Below are 18981 nucleotides of genomic sequence, written 5' to 3'. Positions count from 1 at the left end.
CTCACGCTGCCTGGTGGCGCTGTTCAATTTCATGCAGGGCAAGGAATTCGCGGGCCAGGAGCGGGCCTGCGGCGCCGCGGCCTTCGCCTCGGGCCGCAACGATGGCGCGCGCCAACAGCAGTGGCTGCACCTGATCGACTCGCAGGAGCATTGCTTCCAGCTATTCACCGACTTCGCGGCCCCCGGACTGGCAGAGGCCTGGCGCACCCTCCAGTCCCCTGCCCAGCTGGCCGAGCAGGAGCGGCTGCGCCGCATCGCCTGCGCCGCGCCGGCCGGGGTGGCGCTCGACAGCGAACTGAGCCAGAGCTGGTTCGATTGCTGCTCGCGCCGCATCGACGCCATGCAGGCCATCGAGGAACGGCTCGCCGCCGACCTGCGGCAGCTCTGCGTACAGAAGACGGCCCAGGCGCGCTCCGAGCTGCAGGCCCACGAGGCCTTGCTCGTCAGCCTGCAGGGCGAGCGCGACAGCACGGCGGACTTCTTCCTCGATGCGGTCGCGATGCCGGACAGCGCGCCCTCCCCGTCCGGCCCGTCCACCGGTGCAGCCTACGGCCGGCAGCTCGAACGTTCCATTCTGGACATGGTACAGGAGCAGTCGCGCCGGCTTCAGGCCATGGGCGACGAACTCGACACCGTGCGCGCCGCACTCAACGAGCGCAAGCTGGTCGAGCGCGCGAAGGGCCTGCTGATGGCGCATCGCCGCATCAGCGAGGAGGAGGCGCACAAGATGCTGCGCCAGACCGCGATGAACCAGGGACGGCGGCTGGTCGAGGTTGCCGAATCGGTGCTCGCGATGGCCGAGTACCTGCCCGCCGACAAGGCCCCCTGAGTGCGCTGCAGGCCCGGAATGGTGCACCGCACAAGCAATGTGCGGCGCCGGAAATTCGATCTGGATCCGGGGTCTGACAAGCATCGACGGTCCTTCGATGCTCTCTTTTTCATAGCAAACCAGGACTGGCACGCCGCTTGCTTCATCTCAGCACATAGACCGACGAAGGTCTTCAGGCAGGTGGCATCCAACGGCGGGTGCGGCCCACCGAACCGGACAAAGGCGTCCTTATCCCGCAGGGGCTCGACTCAGAGCAGCCCGTGCGCGGTGAGGGCGCCTTTTTTGTTTTCTCGATTCGATTTTTCATTTCCGGAGTAGCCCCATGACCGATGCGCTGAAACACCAACTGAGTCGCCGCCGTGTGCTGCAAGCCGCCGCCGCGGGCGTGGTCGGCCTCGACCCCGCGCTGCGCGCCGCCGTCTGGGCGCAGGGCTCGGACAAGCCCGAGAAGGAGGAAGTCAAGATCGGCTTCATCCCGCTGACCGACTGCGCCAGCGTCGTGATGGCCTCGGTGCTCGGCATCGACAAGAAGTACGGCGTCAAGATCGTGCCGAGCAAGGAGGCCAGCTGGGCCGGCGTGCGCGACAAGCTGGTCAACGGCGAGCTCGACTTCGCCCATGTGCTGTACGGCCTGGTGTACGGCGTGCACCTGGGCATTGGCGGCCCGAAGAAGGACATGGCGGTGCTGATGACCCTCAACAACAACGGCCAGGCGATCACGCTGTCGAAGAAGCTGGCCGACAAGGGCGCGGTCGACGGCGCGTCGCTGGCCAAGGTGATGGGCAAGGAGAAGGCCGAGTACACCTTCGCCCAGACCTTTCCCACCGGCACCCACGCGATGTGGCTGTACTACTGGATGGCCGCCAACGGCATCGACCCGCTGAAGGACGCCAAGGTCATCACCGTGCCGCCGCCGCAGATGGTGGCGAACATGCGGGTCGGCAACATGGACGGCTATTGCGTCGGCGAGCCGTGGGGCCAGCGCGCGATCATGGACGGCATCGGCATCACCGCGATCACCACCCAGGACATCTGGAAGGACCACCCGGAGAAGGTGCTCGGCACCACCGGCGACTTCGTGAAGAAGTATCCCAACACGGCGCGCGCCGTGACCGCCGCGATCATCGAGGCCGGCAAGTGGATCGACACCGGCCTGYAGAACAAGAACAAGATGGCCGAGACCATCGCCGACAAGAGCTACGTCAACACCAGCGTCGACGCGATCAACCAGCGCATCCTGGGCCGCTACACCAATGGCCTCGGCAAGAACTGGGACGACCCCAACTACATGAAGTTCTACAACGACGGCGCGGTCACCTACCCGTACCTGTCGGACGGCATGTGGTTCCTCACGCAACACAAGCGCTGGGGCCTGCTGAAGGAACACCCGGACTACCTGCAGGTGGCGACGCAGATCAACCAGATCGACATCTACAAGCAGGCCGCCGCCGCCACCAAGACCGCGGTGCCGAAGGAGACGATGCGCAGCAGCAAGCTGTTCGACGGCGTCGTCTGGGACGGCAAGAACCCAAAGCAGTACGCCGATGCATTCAAGGTCCACGCCTGAGGAGCCCGCCATGGTCAGTGCCGTCTTCCATTCCCCCCTCGAGGCCAAGCCGGTCATGCCCGCAGCCAAGGTCGTCGCCCACGCTGCTCGGCCGGCGGCCGCGCCGGTGGCCGCCGAACCGGCGCCGCGCGTGCCGCGCGATTTCCGCGCCGTGTGGCTGCGCGTGCTGCCGCCGCTGCTTGGCTTCGCGCTGCTGGTGCTGGTCTGGGAGCTGGTGGCGCTCAGGAGCACCACCGGCTTCCCCACGCCGCTCGCGACCTGGCAGCAGGCGCTCACGGTGTTCAGCGATCCGTTCTACAGCAAGGGCCCGAACGACCAGGGCGTGGGCTGGAACGTGCTCTCGTCGCTGCAGCGCGTGGCGCTGGGCTTCGGCCTTGCGGCCGCGGTCGGCATTCCGGCGGGCTTCGCGATCGGACGCTTCGAGTTCCTCTCGCGCATGTTCAATCCATTGATCAGCCTGCTGCGGCCGGTGTCGCCGCTGGCCTGGCTGCCGATCGGCCTGCTGGTCTTCAAGGGGGCCAACCCGGCCGCGATCTGGACCATCTTCATCTGCTCGATCTGGCCGATGATCATCAATACCGCGGTCGGCGTGCAGCGCGTGCCGAGTGACTACATGAACGTCGCCAAGGTGCTGAAGCTCAGCGAATGGAAGATCTTCACCAAGATCCTGTTCCCCGCCGTGCTGCCCTACATGCTGACCGGCGTACGGCTGGCCGTCGGCACCGCCTGGCTGGTGATCGTCGCGGCSGAAATGCTGACCGGCGGCGTCGGCATCGGCTTCTGGGTCTGGGACGAGTGGAACAACCTCAACGTCGCCAACATCATCATCGCGATCTTCGTCATCGGCATCGTCGGCCTGGTGCTCGAGTTCGCGCTCATCAGGATCGCCACCGCGTTCACGTTCGAAGAGGTGAAGTCATGAATGATGACAACAAGTACATCGAGATCCAAGGGGTCGAGCAGCGCTTCAAGACCGCCAAGGGCAGCTTCCTGGCGCTGCGCGATGTCAACCTGCAGGTCGCCAAGGGCGAGTTCATCACGCTGATCGGCCACTCGGGCTGCGGCAAGTCGACGCTGCTGAACCTGATCGCCGGCCTGACGACACCGACCCAGGGCGTGCTGCTGTGCGCCAACCGCGAGATCAAGGGCCCGGGGCCGGAGCGCGCGGTGGTGTTCCAGAACCATTCGCTGCTGCCCTGGCTGACCTGCTACGAGAACGTGTATCTCGCGGTCGAGCGGGTGTTCGCGGCGACCGAGAACAGGGCGCAGCTCAAGGCCCGCACCGAAGCGGCACTGGCCTTGGTCGGCCTCACGCCGGCGGCGCAGAAACGGCCCGGCGAGATCTCGGGCGGCATGAAGCAGCGCGTCGGCATCGCCCGTGCGCTGTCGATGGAACCCAAGGTGCTGCTGATGGACGAGCCCTTCGGCGCCCTCGATGCCCTGACCCGCGCCAAGCTGCAGGACGAGCTGCTCGCGATCGTACAGAAGACCCGCAGCACGGTGGTGATGGTGACGCACGACGTCGACGAGGCCGTGCTGCTGTCGGATCGAATCGTGATGCTGACCAACGGCCCGGCCGCCACCATCGGCGAGGTGCTGGCGGTCGACATCCCGCGGCCTCGCAACCGCGTCGAGCTGGCGGAGGACCCGGTCTACGTGCATGCCCGCAAGGCCGTGATCGACTTCCTCTACACGCGCCAGGCGCACGTGGAGAAGGTCGCGGCCTGAGCCGTCGATTGCACGGCCTCGGTCGCACCGGTAGTCAGGACATGATGACCTGCAGGCTGTGCTCGTACGAGGCCGTGAGCCGCTCGAAGGTGTCGACCAGCGCATCGCTGGAGCGCACCAGCGAGGCCCGGCCCTCGGCGCTGTCGAGGGCGCGCACGCCGCCCATCAGGCGCAGCCATTCGTCGCGCGCGATCACCAGCGCGGCACGGATCTCGGGCGAACTCAGCGGCGCCGACTCGAGCTCGCGCAGCGCGGCCTCGAACTCGTCCATGGTCGCGGCCAGCCGCTGCTGCGATCCGGGCGCCGGCAGCACCGAGGCCAGCAGCGCATCCTTCGCCAGCCGCTGCGCGCGCATCCGCTGCCGGCCGCAGATGTTGACGATGCGCAGCGCCCGGCGGGCGCCCGAGGCTTCGAGCGCCTCCGTCAGCGCTTCGGCGGCCATCAGCAGCGCTTCAGCGCGGGCATCGATCTCGGCCAGCACCGGCGCGGCCAGCCGCGCCGCCAGCGCCGTCTCGAGCGCCTGCCACGCAGCGCGCACCCGGGCCAGCGCCTCGGTCCCGGGCTGGCCCAGCGTCAGGGTGGCAAGATGATCCAGGTTGTGCTGCACCCGCTCCGCGGACTGCGTGCGCAGCACGCGGGCGCGCCGCGCGTCGATGCCGGCCAAGCCCTGCGCGGCCACCCGCACCAGCCGCTGCGACAGCATGCGGAGCTGGCCGGCGCGGTTGATCGCATCCGCCCACTGCGCGGCCTCGAGCACCGAGCGCGAGACCTCGCCAAGCCGCAGGTTGGCATGCATCGCGGCACCGCGCAGCAGGCCGAAGGCCTCGTCCTCGCCGATGCCGCGCGCCGACATCAGCAGCCCCTTGGCGCGGTCGACCCACTTGCGCTCGTCCAGACGGGTGCGAAAGGCATCCAACTCGGTGCGCAGCGCGGTCTCGCGTTGCCAGCGAGCACCGGCCCGGCCAAGCTGTCCCTCGAGCGACGCCGCATCGAGCCCGTCGATCGGCGCCCAGGCATGCACGCCGAGCGCCACCAGCTGCGCGTGCGCGTCGGCGTCCAGCGGCGCGCTGACCAGGCTCAGGGCACAGGGCGGCGTACCCGACCATGGCCGCAGCGCCTCGTAGAGCGGTTCGGGCAGCGACGCCGGCAGCCAGAGCAGGACCTGTCGTGGTGCCGACAGCTCGACCTGGCGCACCAGATCACGGCAGCCGACCGCGACGATGTCGCGACCAGCCAGTGCCCGGGCCAGCGCCGGAGGCAGCGCGGCCTCGGCGTTTTCAGAGGGAAGAACGACGAGAAGAGAGGTCACGGCGGAGTTAGCAAAGGGATGCAAAGCATAGGCCAGGCGAGCTGCGAATTTCTGGCACGCCTCTTGCGTGATACAGGTCGCGGTGTAATGAAGCACCGCATTGGTGAAGCGGCAGGTTCCTGCCCTCGGTCCGGCGGCGCCATGGCCGGACACACCGTTCAGGCTGCCGGCTGCCAGCGCGGCCACACCCCCCCAACCCCGTCCGACGACACGGTCCGCTCCCGGCCGCGCCGCGGCATTTCGCATTGACCGCCATGTCCACCAGCTTCAAGACATTTCTGCATTCAGGCCACGGCCCGACGCTGTTCGCGGCCTTTCTGTACTTCTCGTTCTCGTGCTGCATCTGGGTGCTGAACGGCGCCATGGCGCCGTTCATCGGCGAGACCTTCGACCTCTCGCCGGCGCAGAAGGGCCTGATGCTGTCGGTGCCGATCATCGCCGGCGCGCTGATGCGCTTTCCGCTAGGCATCCTGTCGCAGTACATCGGCCGCAAGAGCGCCACGCTGGTCGAGATGGGCCTGATCGCGGTGGCCATGTTGTTCGGCTTCTTCATGGTGAAGACCTTCAACGACCTGCTCGCCATGGGCGTGCTGCTGGGCATCGCGGGTGCCAGCTTCGGCGTCGCGCTGTCGCTCGGCTCGGGCTGGTTCCCGCCGCAGCACAAGGGCCTGGCGATGGGCCTGGTGGGCGCCGGCAACGTCGGCACCGCGGTGTCGGTGCTGGTGGCGCCGCCGCTGGCGCAATGGCTGGGCTGGCAGAGCGTCTATGGCGTCGCCGCCGGCGCGATCCTGCTGCCGATGATCGTGATGATCGTGTTCGCGAAAGAGCCGCCGGACATCGACAGCCACGCCAGCTTCCGCGAGCACATCGCCTGCCTGTTCGAGAAGGATGGCTGGGTCTTTAGCCTGATCTACGGCGTCACCTTCGGCGGCTTCATCGGCCTCACGACCTTCCTGCCGTCCTACTACTACGACCAGTTCGGCGTGAGCAAGGTGCAGGCCGGCCAACTAACCATGCTGGCCGCCTTCATGGGCGCTGCGGTGCGCATCGTCGGCGGCTGGATCTCCGACCGCTGGGGCGGCGTCAACACGCTGACGCTGGTGCTGACGGTGGTGGCGGCCGGGCTGGTGCTGGTAGGCGTCTCGTCGTCGTCGCTGGTGCTCACCACGCTGCTGCTGATCCTCTGCTTCGCGGCACTCGGCGCCGGCAACGGCGCCCTGTTCCAGCTGGTGCCGCTGCGCTGGCCGGCCAGCACCGCGGTGGCCGGCTCGATGATCGGCGAGATCGGCGCCCTCGGCGGCGGCCTGGTGCCCAACGCGATGGGCCTGTCGAAGCAGTACCTGGGCAGCTACACCTGGGGCTTCGTCTTCTTCGCGCTGCTGTCGCTGGTGATGCTCGGCGTGATGCGTGTGATGCAGATCCGCTGGACCCGCACCTGGGCCGAAAAAGGCGGCCGCGCAAGGACTTCGGCCTCCCCATCGGCAACCAAGTACGCCGCCCCGCGCAAGACGGCGCGCCAGCCATGAAGCGATCGCCCGTCATGTCAGCGCGGCAGGAACAGCAGCCACAGCACGAGGAGTGCGTTGAACAGCAGCGACACGGCCAGCCCGATCTTGACGAGGGCGGCCGGATCGCGCCGGATCAGCGGCGTGGCGCCGGGCGCGCCGACCGGACGCGAAGCGCCCCGCTCCAGCGCCAGCAGCAGTTCCTCGGCGGTCTCGAAGCGCTGGCGCGGATCGCGCGCCACCGCCCTGCACACCAGGTGGTCGAGCCAGACCGGCACGTCGGGCCGGATGCGCGACAGGGCTCCCGGGTCGCGCCGGTAGCGCGCCAGCTGGTAGGGCTCGATCTCGCCGTAAGGCAGGCGCCCCGCCAGCCATTGGTAGAGCGTGACGCCGAGCGCGAACAGGTCGCTGCCCGCATCGGCTTCGGCGCCCTCCCACTGCTCGGGATTGATGTAGCTCGGGGTGCCGGCGTGCAGCTCGCGCTGCGCCGCACCTTCGCGGCCGGACAGCGCGACGCCGAGATCGAGGATGCGCCAGCGGCCGTCATCGCCCAGGTGCAGGTTGCCAGGCTTGATGTCACGGTGCACCACACCATGCCGGTGCAGCCGCCCCAGCGCCTTGGCGACCGCGATGGCCGCGGCGACGACCTCGGCCGCAGCGCCGCGCGGACCGGATTTCTGCAACTGCTCGAGCGTCCGGCCGCCATGCCAGTCGAACACGATGTAGAGCGCGCTGGCGTTCTCGGCGCGTTCGTGCACCCGCACGAAGCCGCTGTCGGCACGGGCGCTGACGCGCAGCCCCAGCCAAGCCTCGTGCGCCAGCATGGCGCGCTCCTCCGGATCGCCGGCACGCGAAGGATGCAGCGTCTTGATCGCGACCAGTTCGCGCGTGACCGGGTGGCGCGCCTGGTAGAGCAGGTGCACGCCGGTGTCGGCGACCCGCGCCGTGATCACGTAGCCGTCGATCGTGTCGCCGACCTTCAGCGCCGCCGGCGGTGCCAGCCGGCGGACGTCGCCGAGTTCGTCGTCGAGCTGGCGCGCGTCGAGGCCGATGACGCGGATCACCAGCGCGGTGGCGTTGTCGCGCGTGCCGGCCGCCAGGGCCGCCCGCACCAGCGCCTCGCTGCCCTCCCGCGCCGTGCCCTGCAGCGCGAAGCGCGCCAGCTGCTGCGCCTTGAGCACCCCATGCACGCCGTCGGAGGTCAGCACGAAGCAGTCGCCGACGCGCACGTCGCCCTGCGCGTAGTCGACCCGCACCTGGTCGTCGAGGCCGATCGCGCGGGTCAGCCGGCTGCGCAGGTCCGGGTGCTCGAAGGCGTGGTCCTGGGTCAGCGGGACCGCCGGCTCGCCGTCCTCGCGCACCCGCCAGCCGCGGGTGTCGCCTACATGGGCCAGGGTGTAGCTCTGGCCATGCAGCACCAGGGCGGTCAGCGTGGTGAGCGCGGTGCCACCGCCCTGCCGGCGCCGGTTGTGGTCGGCCAGCCAGGCGTTCTGGGCACCGATCAGGCGGTCCAGCGCGGCGGTCGGCTCCCAGGTGTCGGGCGTCGCGAAGTAGTCGGCCAGAAGGCCCATGACGGTGGTCTGCGCGGCCTCCAGTCCGCGGCCGCCGGTGGATACGCCGTCGGCGATGGCGGCGATCAGGCCGCGCGCCTCCTCGCCGGCCGGCGCCCGCACGGTGCCGGCGAAATCCTCGTTGACTTCGCGCGGTCCGCGCTGGCTGCTGTAGCCGATGTCCACTTCAAAGCTCATGGCGCGATTCTCCACGCGCGCACCGGGCACCCCGCTTGATTCGAATCCACGAAAGGTCCAGCCCCATGAAGAAGATGAAACTCGTGATGGTCGGCAACGGCATGGCCGGCGTGCGCACGCTCGAAGAGCTGCTGAAGATCGAACCCGATCTTTATGAGATCACCGTGTTCGGCGCCGAGCCGCATCCCAACTACAACCGCATCCTGCTGTCGCCGGTGCTGGCCGGCGAGCAGACGGTGGACGAGATCGTGCTCAACAGCTGGGAGTGGTACACCGAGAACCACATCACGCTGCACGCCGGCAAGAAGGTGGTTGAGATCGACCGCGTCAAGCGCGTCGTGCGCGCCGATGACGGCACCGAGGCCGCGTATGACCGGCTGCTGCTGTGCACCGGCTCCAACCCCTTCATGCTGCCGGTGCCCGGCAAGGACCTGAAGGGCGTGATCGCCTACCGCGACATTGCCGACACCGACTACATGATCGAGACGGCGCGCACGCACAAGAACGCGGTGGTGATCGGCGGCGGCCTGCTGGGCCTGGAAGCGGCCAACGGCCTGATGCTGCGCGGCATGACCGTCACGGTGGTGCACGTGATGCCCTGGCTGATGGAGCGCCAGCTCGACGACGTCGCGGGCAAGCTGCTGCAGAAGTCGCTCGAGGATCGCGGGCTGAAGTTCCTGATGGGCGCGCAGACGCAGGACCTGGTCGGCGGCGAGGACGGCCGGGTCAAGGCCATCCGCTTCAAGGACGGCACCGAGGTGGCGGCCGACCTGGTCGTGATGGCGGTCGGCATCCGGCCCAACACCGAGCTGGCCGAGAAGGCCCGGCTGCACGTCAACCGCGGCATCGTGGTCAGCGACACGATGCAGACCGTGACCGACGCGCGGATCTACTCGGTCGGCGAGTGCGCGGCGCATCGCGGCGTCGCCTACGGCCTGGTGGCGCCGCTGTTCGAGCAGGCCAAGGTGGCGGCCAACCACCTGGCGCAGTTCGGCATCGGCCGCTACCTGGGCTCGCTGACCTCGACCAAGCTCAAGGTCACGGGCATCGACCTGTTCTCGGCCGGCGAATTCATGGGCGGCGAAGGCACCGAGGAGATCGTCATGAGCGACCCCTTCGGCGGCGTCTACAAGAAGCTGGTGATCAAGGACGACAAGTTGGTCGGCGCCTGTCTCTACGGCGACACGGTCGACGGCAGCTGGTACTTCAAGCTCCTGCGCGACGGCCGCAGCGTGCACGACATCCGCGACAAGCTGATGTTCGGCGAATCGAACATCGGCGACACCGGGCACGAGGGCCACAGCAAGGCAGCCACGATGCCCGACGACGCCGAGGTCTGCGGCTGCAACGGCGTCAACAAGGGCACGATCTGCAAGGCGATCAAGGACAAGGGCCTGTTCACGCTCGAAGAGGTCAAGAAGCACACCAAGGCCAGCGCATCGTGCGGCTCGTGCACCGGGCTGGTCGAGCAGATCCTGATGTTCACGGCCGGCGGCGACTATTCCGCGACGCCGAAGAAGAAGGCGGTCTGCAGCTGCACCGACGTCAGCCACCAGGACGTGCGCGACGCGATCCGCAAGTCGCACTACCTGACTCACGACGAGGTCTACCGCAACCTCGGCTGGCGCACGCCCAACGGCTGCGCGAGCTGCCGGCCGGCCGTCAACTACTACCTGATCTCGACCTGGCCCAAGGAGGCGAAGGACGATCCGCAGAGCCGTTTCATCAACGAGCGCAGCCACGCCAACATCCAGAGGGACGGCACCTACTCGGTGATCCCGCGCATGTGGGGCGGCCACACCACGCCCGACGAGTTGCGCCGCATCGCCGACGCGGCCGACAAGTACAAGATTCCGACGGTCAAGGTCACGGGCGGCCAGCGCATCGACCTGCTGGGCGTCAAGAAGGAAGACCTCGAGAACGTCTGGAAGGACATCGGCATGCCCTCGGGCTTCGCCTATGCGAAGTCGCTGCGCACCGTCAAGACCTGCGTCGGCAGYGAGTGGTGCCGCTTCGGCACGCAGGACTCGACGCAGCTGGGCAAGGACCTGGAGCGCGCGCTGTGGGCGATGTACTCGCCGCACAAGGTCAAGCTGGCGGTCTCGGGCTGCCCGCGCAACTGCGCCGAATCCGGCATCAAGGACGTCGGCGTGATCGGCGTCGACTCGGGCTGGGAGATCTACGTCGGCGGCAACGGCGGCATCAAGACCGAGGTGGCGCACTTCCTGGTCAAGGTGAAAAGCTCCGAGGAGGTGATGGAATACGCCGGCGCCTTCCTGCAGCTGTACCGCGAGGAAGGCTGGTACCTCGAGCGGACCGTGCACTACGTCGGCCGCGTCGGGCTCGACTACGTGAAGAAGAAGATCCTCGAGGACGCCGAGGGCCGCAAGACCCTGTGGGAGCGGCTGCAGTTCGCGCTCGACGGCGAGCCCGATCCGTGGTTCGCGTCGAGCCAGGCCGCGGTCGATGTCCGGCAGTTCGCCCCGGTGGCGGTGGTCGACACGCAGCCGCAAACCGCTTGAGGAGCACATGACCATGAACCAATGGAAACCCATCTGCCGCGTCGACGACATCCCCGTGCTGGGTGCGCGGCGCGTGGCCCGGCCCGCAGGGGTCGATGTCGCGGTGTTCCGCAATGCCGAGAACCAGATCTTCGCGCTGCTCGACCGCTGCCCGCACAAGGGCGGCCCGCTGAGCCAGGGCATCGTCTTCGGCACCAGCGTGGCCTGCCCGCTGCACAACTGGACCCTCGGCCTCGACGACGGCTGCGCGAAGGCGCCCGACGAGGGCTGCACGCCGCGCTTCGCCGTCAAGGTGACGGACGGTGTGGTGCACCTGGACAGCGAGGAGTTGGCGAGCCACGCCACCGAGCTCGAGCGGCCGGTGGCCGGCCCGAAGCGCTCCGTCGCGGCTTGAACCGAGGAACAATATGAACGAAACACGCTCCACCTGCCCCTACTGTGGCGTCGGTTGCGGCGTGATCATCGAATCCGATGGCGCGCAGATCACCGGCGTGCGCGGCGATCCGGACCACCCGGCCAACTTCGGCCGGCTCTGCACCAAGGGCTCGACCCTGCACCTGACCGCCAGCGCGGCGGTCACGCGGCAGACGCGCTTGCTGCAGCCGATGCGGCGGGCCGAGCGCCGCGCAGCGCCCGAAGCCATGGCCTGGGAGCCTGCGCTGGACCTGGCCGCCGACACCTTCGCCCGCGTCATCCGCGACCATGGCCCGGACGCGGTCGGCTTCTACGTCTCGGGCCAATTGCTGACCGAGGACTATTACGTCTTCAACAAGCTCGCCAAGGGCCTGATCGGCACCAACAACATCGACACCAACTCGCGCCTGTGCATGAGCAGCGCGGTGGCCGGCTACAAGAAGACACTGGGCGCCGACGCCCCGCCGGCCTGCTACGACGACCTCAAGTTCGCCGACTGCCTGTTCATCGTCGGCAGCAACACGGCCTGGGCGCACCCGATCCTGTTCCGGCGCATCGAAGACGCCAAGGCCGCCAACCCGGCGCTGAAGATCATCGTGGCCGACCCGCGCCGGACCGACACGGTCGAGATCGCCGACCTGTTCCTGCCGATCCAGCCCGGCACCGACGTCATGCTGTTCAACGGCATGCTGCACCTGATGCTCTGGGAAAGCTGGACCGACGCCCGCTACATCGCCGAGCACACCAGCGGCTTCGACGCGCTCAAGGCCACGGTGCGCGACTGCACGCCCGACCGTGTGGCGCAGGTCTGCGGCATCGCCAAGGACGATCTGCTGCAGGCCGCGCGCCTGTTCGCGACCTCGGCCGCCACGCTGAGCCTGTACTGCCAGGGCCTCAACCAGTCCTCCTCCGGCACCGCCAAGAATGCGGCGCTGATCAACCTGCACCTGGCGACGGCGCAGATCGGAAAGCCCGGCGCCGGCCCGTTCTCGCTGACCGGCCAGCCCAACGCGATGGGCGGCCGCGAGGTCGGCGGGCTGGCCAACCTGCTGTCGGCGCACCGCGACCTCGCGAACCCCGCGCACCGTGCCGAAGTCGCGGCCCTGTGGGGCGTGCCGGATGTGCCCCAGAAGCCCGGCAAGACCGCGGTCGAGATGTTTCAGGCCGCCGCCGACGGCGAGATCCGCGCGCTGTGGATCGCCTGCACCAATCCGGCTCAGTCGATGCCCGACCAGGCGACCGTGCGTCGCGCGCTCGAACGCTGCGAGTTCGTGGTGGTGCAGGAGGCCTTCTCGACCACCTCGACCTGCGACTTCGCCGACCTGCTGCTGCCGGCCACCACCTGGGGCGAGAAGGAGGGCACGGTCACCAACAGCGAGCGCCGGATCTCGCGCGTGCGCCCGGCGGTCTCGGCGCCGGGCCAGACCCGCGACGACTGGGCGATCGGCGTGGCCTTTGCGCGCAGGCTCGAAGCACGGCTCGCGCGCCCCGGCACCCCGAACACCCTCTTCCCCTACGGCGATGCCGAATCGGTCTGGAACGAGCACCGCGAAAGCACCCGCGGGCGCGACCTCGACATCACCGGCATGAGCTACGCGATGCTCGAGGCCGCGCCGCAGCAATGGCCGCTGCGCGAGGGCGAGGCCACGGGCCGCGCACGCCTCTACGAGGACGGCGTCTTCCCGACGCCCGACGGCCGCGCCCGTTTCGTCGACACGCCCTACAAGCCGGTGGCCGAGGCCCGCGAGGCGCGCTATCCGTTCTCGCTCAACACCGGGCGGCTGCGCGACCAGTGGCATGGCATGAGCCGCACCGGCACGCTGGGCCGCCTTTTCGGCCACGTGGCCGAGCCGAATGTGCAGATGCATCCGCAGGACATGGCGCGCCGCCAGCTCGCCGAGGGCGACCTGGTGCACGTAACTTCCCGCCGCGGCTCGATCGTGCTGCCGCTGGCCGCCAGCACCGAGGTCGGCCTGTCCCAGGCCTTCATCGCGATGCACTGGGGCGGCGAGTACCTGAGCGGCAGCTCGAGCACCGGCGAGCGGCTGGCGGGCGTCAACGCGCTCACCACGCCGAGCTACTGCCCCGATTCGAAGCAGCCCGAGCTCAAGCACGCGGCGGTCAAGATCCTCAAGGCCGAACTGCCCTGGTCGCTGCTCGCCGCCGCCTGGCTGCCGCAGGATGCGGCGCTGGATACGGCGGGCGCGCTGCGCGGGCTGATGCAGAGCTTTCCCTTTGCCAGCTGCGTTCCCTTCGGGGCCGGCAGCGCACTCGAGGGCGGCGCCCCCGAACGCACCGGCATCCTGTTCCGCGCCGCGGCCTACGAGGCCCCGCCCGACGCCGTGCTGGCGCGGATCGAAAGCCTGCTGGCGCTCTGCGGCAACGACACCCTGCGCTACGCCGATGCGCGGCGCGGCCAGCGGCGCGCCGTACGCCTGGTGCGCGACGGCGAGGATGCCCGTCTCGAGGGCTTCCTGCTCGGCGGCGACACCCGCGCCGAAGCCTGGATCAAGGCGCTGTTGCAGGATCGCCTGCCGGCCCAGGCGTACGGCCGCCAGCTGCTGCGCCCCGGCGCCGCGGCACCGGCCGGCGTGGCGGCCCGCGGCAAGGTCATCTGCAGCTGCTTCGGCGTCACCCAGACCGCCATCGAGGCGCAGCTGGCGGCCGGCTCGGGCGACGAGGGCCAGCGCCTGGCCGAGCTGCAGGGCGCGCTCAAGTGCGGCACCAACTGCGGCTCCTGCCTGCCCGAACTCAAGCGCATGGTGCGCGCCGCCGCGGTGCATAAGCCCACTGCCCAACCGGCATAAGGCATGCGGGACAATCCGGCAGCCATGGGAATCAGCCACTACATCAAGGAAATCGGCCGCGGCACGCGCGGTGCGAAGCCGCTCGCCCGCGAGCAGGCGGCGGATCTGTTCGGCCAGGTGCTCGACGGCAGCATCTCCGACCTCGAGATGGGCGCCTTCTGCCTGGCGATGCGGATCAAGGGCGAGACGCCCGAGGAGCTGGCCGGCTTCCTCGATGCCACCCATGCGCGACTGGCGCGCTTCCCGGCCACCGATCGGCCGCTGGTGGTGCTGCCGAGCTACAACGGCGCCCGCCGGCTGCCGGTGCTGACGCCGCTGCTGGCCCTGCTGCTGGCGCGCGAAGGGCTGCCGGTGCTGGTGCACGGTGCCGCCACCGAGTCGGCCCGGGTGCTGGCCTCCAGCGTGCTGGCCGTGCTCGATGTTCCCGCGCTCCGGGCCATCCGGCCACTCGACAACGGCGAGGCGGTGTTCGCGCCGACCGAAGTACTGAGCCCCGGACTCAAGCGCCTGCTCGACGTGCGCCGCGTGGTCGGCCTGCGCAATCCCGGCCACAGCGTGGTCAAGCTGATGCAGCCCGGCCTGGGCGACTGCGTGGTGGTCGGCAGCTACACGCACCCCGAATATGCGCGCTCGATGGCCGCCACCTTCGAGCTGACCGGCACGACCGCGTTGCTGTCGCGCGGCCTCGAGGGCGAGAGCGCGGCCGACCCGCGCCGCACCGCGCAGGTCGACGGCTTCGTGCGCGGACAACGCATCGCGCTGCAGGCGCAGCAGCCCGGCACCCAGGCCGAAGTGCCCGGCCTGCCGGCCGAGATCGACATCGAGACAACGGCCGTCTACACGCGGCGGGTGCTGGCCGGCGAGCTGCCGGTGCCGGGCGCCATCGCACAGCAGGTCGAGCACATCCTTCAACTGGCGCAGCGGGCGCAAGAAACGCACACCGCGGAGACCCCATGATCCCTTCCTCACTCCAAGGCAGCTGCACCCTGGTCGGCGCCGGCCCCGGCGACCCCGAACTGCTGACGCTCAAGGCGGTCAAGGCGATCCAGGCGGCGACCGTGCTGCTGGTCGACGACCTGGTCAACGACGAGATCCTGGCCTATGCGCGCCCCGGCGCCCGCATCGTCCACGTCGGCAAGCGCGGCGGCTGCCGCAGCACGCCGCAGGCCTTCATCGAGCGGCTCATGATCACCGCGGTGCAGGAAGGCGAGACCGTGGTGCGGCTGAAGGGCGGCGACCCCTTCATCTTCGGCCGCGGCGGCGAGGAGGTCGAGCACCTGCGCGAGGCCGGCATCGAGGTCCGGGTGGTCAACGGCATCACGGCCGGACTGGCCGCGGTCACCGCGCTGGGCGTCCCGCTGACCCACCGCGACCATGCGCAGGGCGTGGTGTTCGTCACCGGCCATGCCAAGACCGGCTACGCCGCCGGCGAGCACCCGACCGACTGGCGCCAACTGGCCGCCACCGCGCGCGACGCCCGCCTGACGCTGGTGATCTACATGGGCGTCGCCGGCGTCGCCCACATCCAGGACGAGCTGCTGCACGGCCTCGCCGGCGACACGCCCGTGGCCGTGATCCAGCACGCCAGCCTGCCGCAGCAGCGTCACATCGTGACCACGCTGGCGCGGCTGCGCGCCGACATCGCGAGCGCGGCGATGGCCAGCCCGTCGGTGATCGTGGTCGGCGATGTGCTGCGCGGCCTGGCCGCGGCCGGCCTGCCGTCGACCCGCTTCGGAACCTGAGCCCGGCCCTCTTGAACTCCTTCGACGTCGTTGTCATCGGCGCCGGCGCCGCCGGCCTTTTCTGCGCCGGCCTCGCGGGCCAGCGCGGCCTGAAGGTGCTGCTGCTCGACCATGGCGAGCGCATCGCCGAGAAGATCCGCATCTCGGGCGGCGGCCGCGCCAACTTCACCAACCGCGACCTCGACGTGCGGGCACCGCAGCGGCACTTCATCGGCGACAACCCGAACTTCTGCCGCTCGGCCCTGTCGCGCTACACGCCGCAGCAGTTCATCGCCCGGGTGCAGCGCCATGGCATCGCCTTCCATGAGAAGCACAAGGGCCAGCTGTTCTGCGACGGCCCCTCGCAGCAGATCATCGACATGCTGCTGGCCGAATGCGCGGCCGGCGGCGTCGCGCACTGGCAGCCCTGCAGCGCCGGCCGGATCGCCTGGTCGGAAGAAGGCGGCTACAGCCTCGAAACCTCTCGCGGCACCGTGCAGTCGCCTCGCCTCGTCATCGCCACCGGCGGCCTTTCGATCCCGCAGATCGGTGCCAGCGACTTCGGCTACCGCATCGCCGCCCAGTTCGGCCTGCGCGTGGTCGCGCCGCGGCCGGCGCTGGTGCCGCTGACCTTCGGCGGCGAGGCCTGGGAGCCCTATGCGGGCCTGGCCGGCCTGGCGCTGCCGGTGCAGATCGAGACCGGCGGCAAGAAGGAGCGCATGAGCTTCCACGAGGACCTTCTGTTCACGCACCGCGGCCTGTCGGGGCCGGCGGTGCTGCAGATCTCAAGCTACTGGAAGCCCGGAGCGTCGCTGACCCTCGACTTCGCCCCCGGCACCGACGTCGCGGCCGCGCTCGCCGAGGCCAAGCAGCGCTCCCGCAAACGAATCGGGAACGAACTGGCGGCCTGGGTGCCGGCCCGGCTCGCGGACGCCTGGGTCGGCCAGGACGCCGCCCTGCAGCGCCCGATCAACGAGGCCGCCGACCGGGCGCTGGGCGCGCTGGCCGAGCGCATCGCGCACTGGCAAATCACGCCCAGCGGCACCGAGGGCTACAAGAAGGCCGAGGTGACGGCCGGCGGCGTCGACACCCGCGACCTGTCGTCCCAGACCCTGGAATCGAAGCAGCGCGGCCTCTACTTCATCGGCGAAGTGGTCGACGTCACGGGCTGGCTCGGCGGTTACAACTTCCAGTGGGCCTGGGCCAGCGCCCACGCCTGCGCGCAAGCAATGGCCGATGGCCAAAGCTGACGCTATAATGTTGGGCTAACTTCGGCCTCCCCTCAACGGCCCACCCCTTTTTCAGTTGAGGAACCCCGGCCCGGGGCCTCGATCTCCCCAGGCCAAATTGAACCAACCGATCCTTCAATGACCACCATCCGCGTAAAAGAAAACGAGCCTTTCGACGTTGCACTGCGCCGCTTCAAGCGCACCATCGAAAAGCTCGGCCTGCTGACCGACCTGCGTGCCCGCGAGTTCTACGAGAAGCCGACCGCCGAACGCAAGCGCAAGAAGGCTGCGGCCGTCAAGCGCCACTACAAGCGCGTGCGCAGCATGCAGCTCCCCAAGAAGCTGTACTGATCACCCACAGCGTTGGCCTCGGGCCACCGCCCGGTTCAATCCGGATCGAGCCGCGCCAGGGAAACCCTGCCGCGGCTTTTGTTTTTCGACAGTCAGAACGAAAGCCAGCCATGAGCCTCAAGGACCAGATCACCGAAGACATGAAGACCGCGATGCGCGCCAAGGACTCCGAGCGCCTGGGCACCATCCGCCTGCTGCTCGCCGCCCTCAAGCAGAAGGAAGTCGACGAGCGGATCGAGCTCGATGACGCGATGGTCGTCGCCATCGTCGACAAGCTGGTCAAGCAGCGCAAGGACTCGGTCGCCGCCTTCACCCAGGGCGGGCGCACCGACCTGGCCGACAAGGAAGCGGCCGAGATCAAGGTGCTGGAGGTCTACCTGCCGCAGCGCATGAGCGCCGAAGAGGTCGCTGTCGAGGTCAAGGCGATCGTCGCCGAGCTCGGCGCCAAGGGCCCGGGCGACATGGGCAAGGTGATGGGCGCGGTCAAGACCCGGCTGGCCGGCAAGGCCGACATGGGCCAGGTCAGCGCCGCCGTCAAGGCCGCGCTCTCGGGCGCCTGAGCGTGGTGAAGGCAAGCCCGGTCCTCAAGGCCTGCGCCTGCCTGGTCGATGGCCGGGGCCGGCTGCTGGTGTTCCATCATCCCGAGGACCGGGGCATGCAGCTGCCCAAGGGCACGGTCGAGGCCGGGGAAGCGCCTGAGGACGCGGTGCGGCGCGAGCTGCTCGAGGAATCCGGCATCGACTACCTCGGTGAACTGCTGCCGCTGGGCACCATCGACCGCTATTGCGAAGCCGGCATCGAAGGCAACAAGTACCGCCACCCGCAACTCTGGCACCTGTACCTGATGCGCACCGAAGCGCCGCTGCCTGAGACCTTCGAACACACCGCCTCGGGCAGCCCCGAGGAAGGCGGCCTGGTCTTCAGCTTCAGCTGGCTGGCGCCCGACGCGCCCCTGGACAATTTCGCCGCCCCCTACGTCCGGGTGATCGAAAAAGTCCGCGCCGCCCTGATCCTCTAATCACCAGTTGGCTTCGCGCTCGGGCGTGGCGCTGATGTGGTGGATCGACAAATCGGCCCCGTCGTATTCCTCTTCCTGCGACAGGCGCAGCCCGAGCGTGGCCTGCAGCACGCCGTACACCGCGCCGCCCGCCACCAGCGCCCACGCCACGCCGATGAGCTGGGCCCACAGGTTCACGCCGCCGATGCCGCCCAGGGCCCGGCTGCCGAAGATGCCCGCCGCGATGCCACCCC

16 protein-coding genes and 1 pseudogene are annotated in these 18981 nt (G+C 69.3%); 14 read left to right on the top strand and 3 right to left on the bottom strand.

The window, feature by feature from the left end:
- The 4 genes from AC1DY5_RS11965 to AC1DY5_RS11950 all read left to right on the top strand — a co-directional run.
- Nucleotides 1-829 (top strand): nitrate- and nitrite sensing domain-containing protein (locus AC1DY5_RS11965; RefSeq protein WP_478111508.1); only part of this gene is annotated, 829 nt, incomplete at its 5' end.
- A 322-nt stretch (nucleotides 830-1151) separates the two neighbouring features.
- The gene (locus tag AC1DY5_RS11960; protein ID WP_478111507.1) at nucleotides 1152-2396 is read left to right on the top strand and encodes a CmpA/NrtA family ABC transporter substrate-binding protein; all 1245 of its coding nucleotides are present in this window, start codon (nucleotides 1152-1154) and stop codon (nucleotides 2394-2396) included.
- A gap of 10 nt (nucleotides 2397-2406) precedes the next feature.
- On the top strand, nucleotides 2407-3318 hold the full coding sequence (ntrB, locus tag AC1DY5_RS11955; protein ID WP_478111505.1) for a nitrate ABC transporter permease: 912 nt from the start codon (nucleotides 2407-2409) through the stop codon (nucleotides 3316-3318).
- On the top strand, nucleotides 3315-4124 hold the full coding sequence (locus AC1DY5_RS11950) for an ABC transporter ATP-binding protein (RefSeq protein WP_478111503.1): 810 nt from the start codon (nucleotides 3315-3317) through the stop codon (nucleotides 4122-4124). Before ntrB ends, AC1DY5_RS11950 begins: the two co-directional genes overlap by 4 nt.
- 34 nt (nucleotides 4125-4158) lie before the next feature.
- Here the strand turns inward: AC1DY5_RS11950 and AC1DY5_RS11945 are convergent, their stop codons facing one another.
- Complete coding sequence (locus AC1DY5_RS11945; RefSeq protein ID WP_478111501.1) at nucleotides 4159-5433, bottom strand: type IV pili methyl-accepting chemotaxis transducer N-terminal domain-containing protein; 1275 nt, start codon at nucleotides 5431-5433, stop codon at nucleotides 4159-4161.
- Between the two features lie 254 nt (nucleotides 5434-5687).
- Here AC1DY5_RS11945 and AC1DY5_RS11940 point away from each other — a divergent pair, with 254 nt between their 5' ends.
- Nucleotides 5688-6959, top strand: coding sequence for an MFS transporter (locus tag AC1DY5_RS11940; RefSeq protein ID WP_478111499.1), 1272 nt, complete (start codon nucleotides 5688-5690; stop codon nucleotides 6957-6959).
- 17 nt (nucleotides 6960-6976) lie between these two features.
- Here AC1DY5_RS11940 and AC1DY5_RS11935 read toward each other — a convergent pair whose 3' ends face one another.
- Nucleotides 6977-8686: a bifunctional protein-serine/threonine kinase/phosphatase gene (locus AC1DY5_RS11935; RefSeq protein ID WP_478111497.1), complete on the bottom strand. Its 1710-nt coding sequence runs from the start codon at nucleotides 8684-8686 to the stop codon at nucleotides 6977-6979.
- Between the two features lie 65 nt (nucleotides 8687-8751).
- Here AC1DY5_RS11935 and nirB point away from each other — a divergent pair, with 65 nt between their 5' ends.
- From nirB to AC1DY5_RS11890, 9 genes are all read left to right on the top strand, one after another.
- The gene (gene nirB, locus AC1DY5_RS11930) at nucleotides 8752-11208 is read left to right on the top strand and encodes a nitrite reductase large subunit NirB (protein ID WP_478111495.1); all 2457 of its coding nucleotides are present in this window, start codon (nucleotides 8752-8754) and stop codon (nucleotides 11206-11208) included.
- A gap of 13 nt (nucleotides 11209-11221) precedes the next feature.
- Nucleotides 11222-11602 carry a nitrite reductase small subunit NirD gene (gene nirD, locus AC1DY5_RS11925; protein ID WP_478111493.1) on the top strand — a complete coding sequence of 127 codons (381 nt, stop codon included), beginning with the start codon at nucleotides 11222-11224 and terminating at the stop codon, nucleotides 11600-11602.
- Nucleotides 11603-11615: 13 nt separating this feature from the next.
- A complete protein-coding gene (locus AC1DY5_RS11920; protein WP_478111491.1) occupies nucleotides 11616-14429 on the top strand; it encodes a nitrate reductase in 2814 nt (937 codons plus the stop codon).
- A 24-nt stretch (nucleotides 14430-14453) separates the two neighbouring features.
- Nucleotides 14454-15386, top strand: coding sequence for a DNA-binding protein YbiB (gene ybiB / locus AC1DY5_RS11915; protein ID WP_478111489.1), 933 nt, complete (start codon nucleotides 14454-14456; stop codon nucleotides 15384-15386).
- Nucleotides 15383-16171 (top strand): uroporphyrinogen-III C-methyltransferase, encoded by a 789-nt coding sequence (cobA, locus tag AC1DY5_RS11910; protein ID WP_478111488.1) that lies wholly within the window; start codon nucleotides 15383-15385, stop codon nucleotides 16169-16171. Before ybiB ends, cobA begins: the two co-directional genes overlap by 4 nt.
- Nucleotides 16172-16182: 11 nt before the next feature.
- On the top strand, nucleotides 16183-17400 hold the full coding sequence (locus tag AC1DY5_RS11905) for a BaiN/RdsA family NAD(P)/FAD-dependent oxidoreductase (RefSeq protein WP_478111487.1): 1218 nt from the start codon (nucleotides 16183-16185) through the stop codon (nucleotides 17398-17400).
- Between the two features lie 117 nt (nucleotides 17401-17517).
- A complete protein-coding gene (gene rpsU, locus AC1DY5_RS11900; protein ID WP_007833691.1) occupies nucleotides 17518-17730 on the top strand; it encodes a 30S ribosomal protein S21 in 213 nt (70 codons plus the stop codon).
- 110 nt (nucleotides 17731-17840) lie between these two features.
- Nucleotides 17841-18290: a GatB/YqeY domain-containing protein gene (locus AC1DY5_RS11895; RefSeq protein WP_478111486.1), complete on the top strand. Its 450-nt coding sequence runs from the start codon at nucleotides 17841-17843 to the stop codon at nucleotides 18288-18290.
- A gap of 5 nt (nucleotides 18291-18295) precedes the next feature.
- Nucleotides 18296-18748, top strand: coding sequence for an NUDIX domain-containing protein (locus AC1DY5_RS11890; RefSeq protein WP_478111484.1), 453 nt, complete (start codon nucleotides 18296-18298; stop codon nucleotides 18746-18748).
- Here the strand turns inward: AC1DY5_RS11890 and AC1DY5_RS11885 are convergent.
- A pseudogene (locus AC1DY5_RS11885) lies at nucleotides 18749-18981 on the bottom strand (ammonium transporter); the annotation flags it as partial.

Source organism: Variovorax sp. P4_D9, from assembly GCF_056401695.1.
Note: the sequence above shows the minus strand (reverse complement) of the source record. Positions and strands in the feature narration are given on the sequence as shown.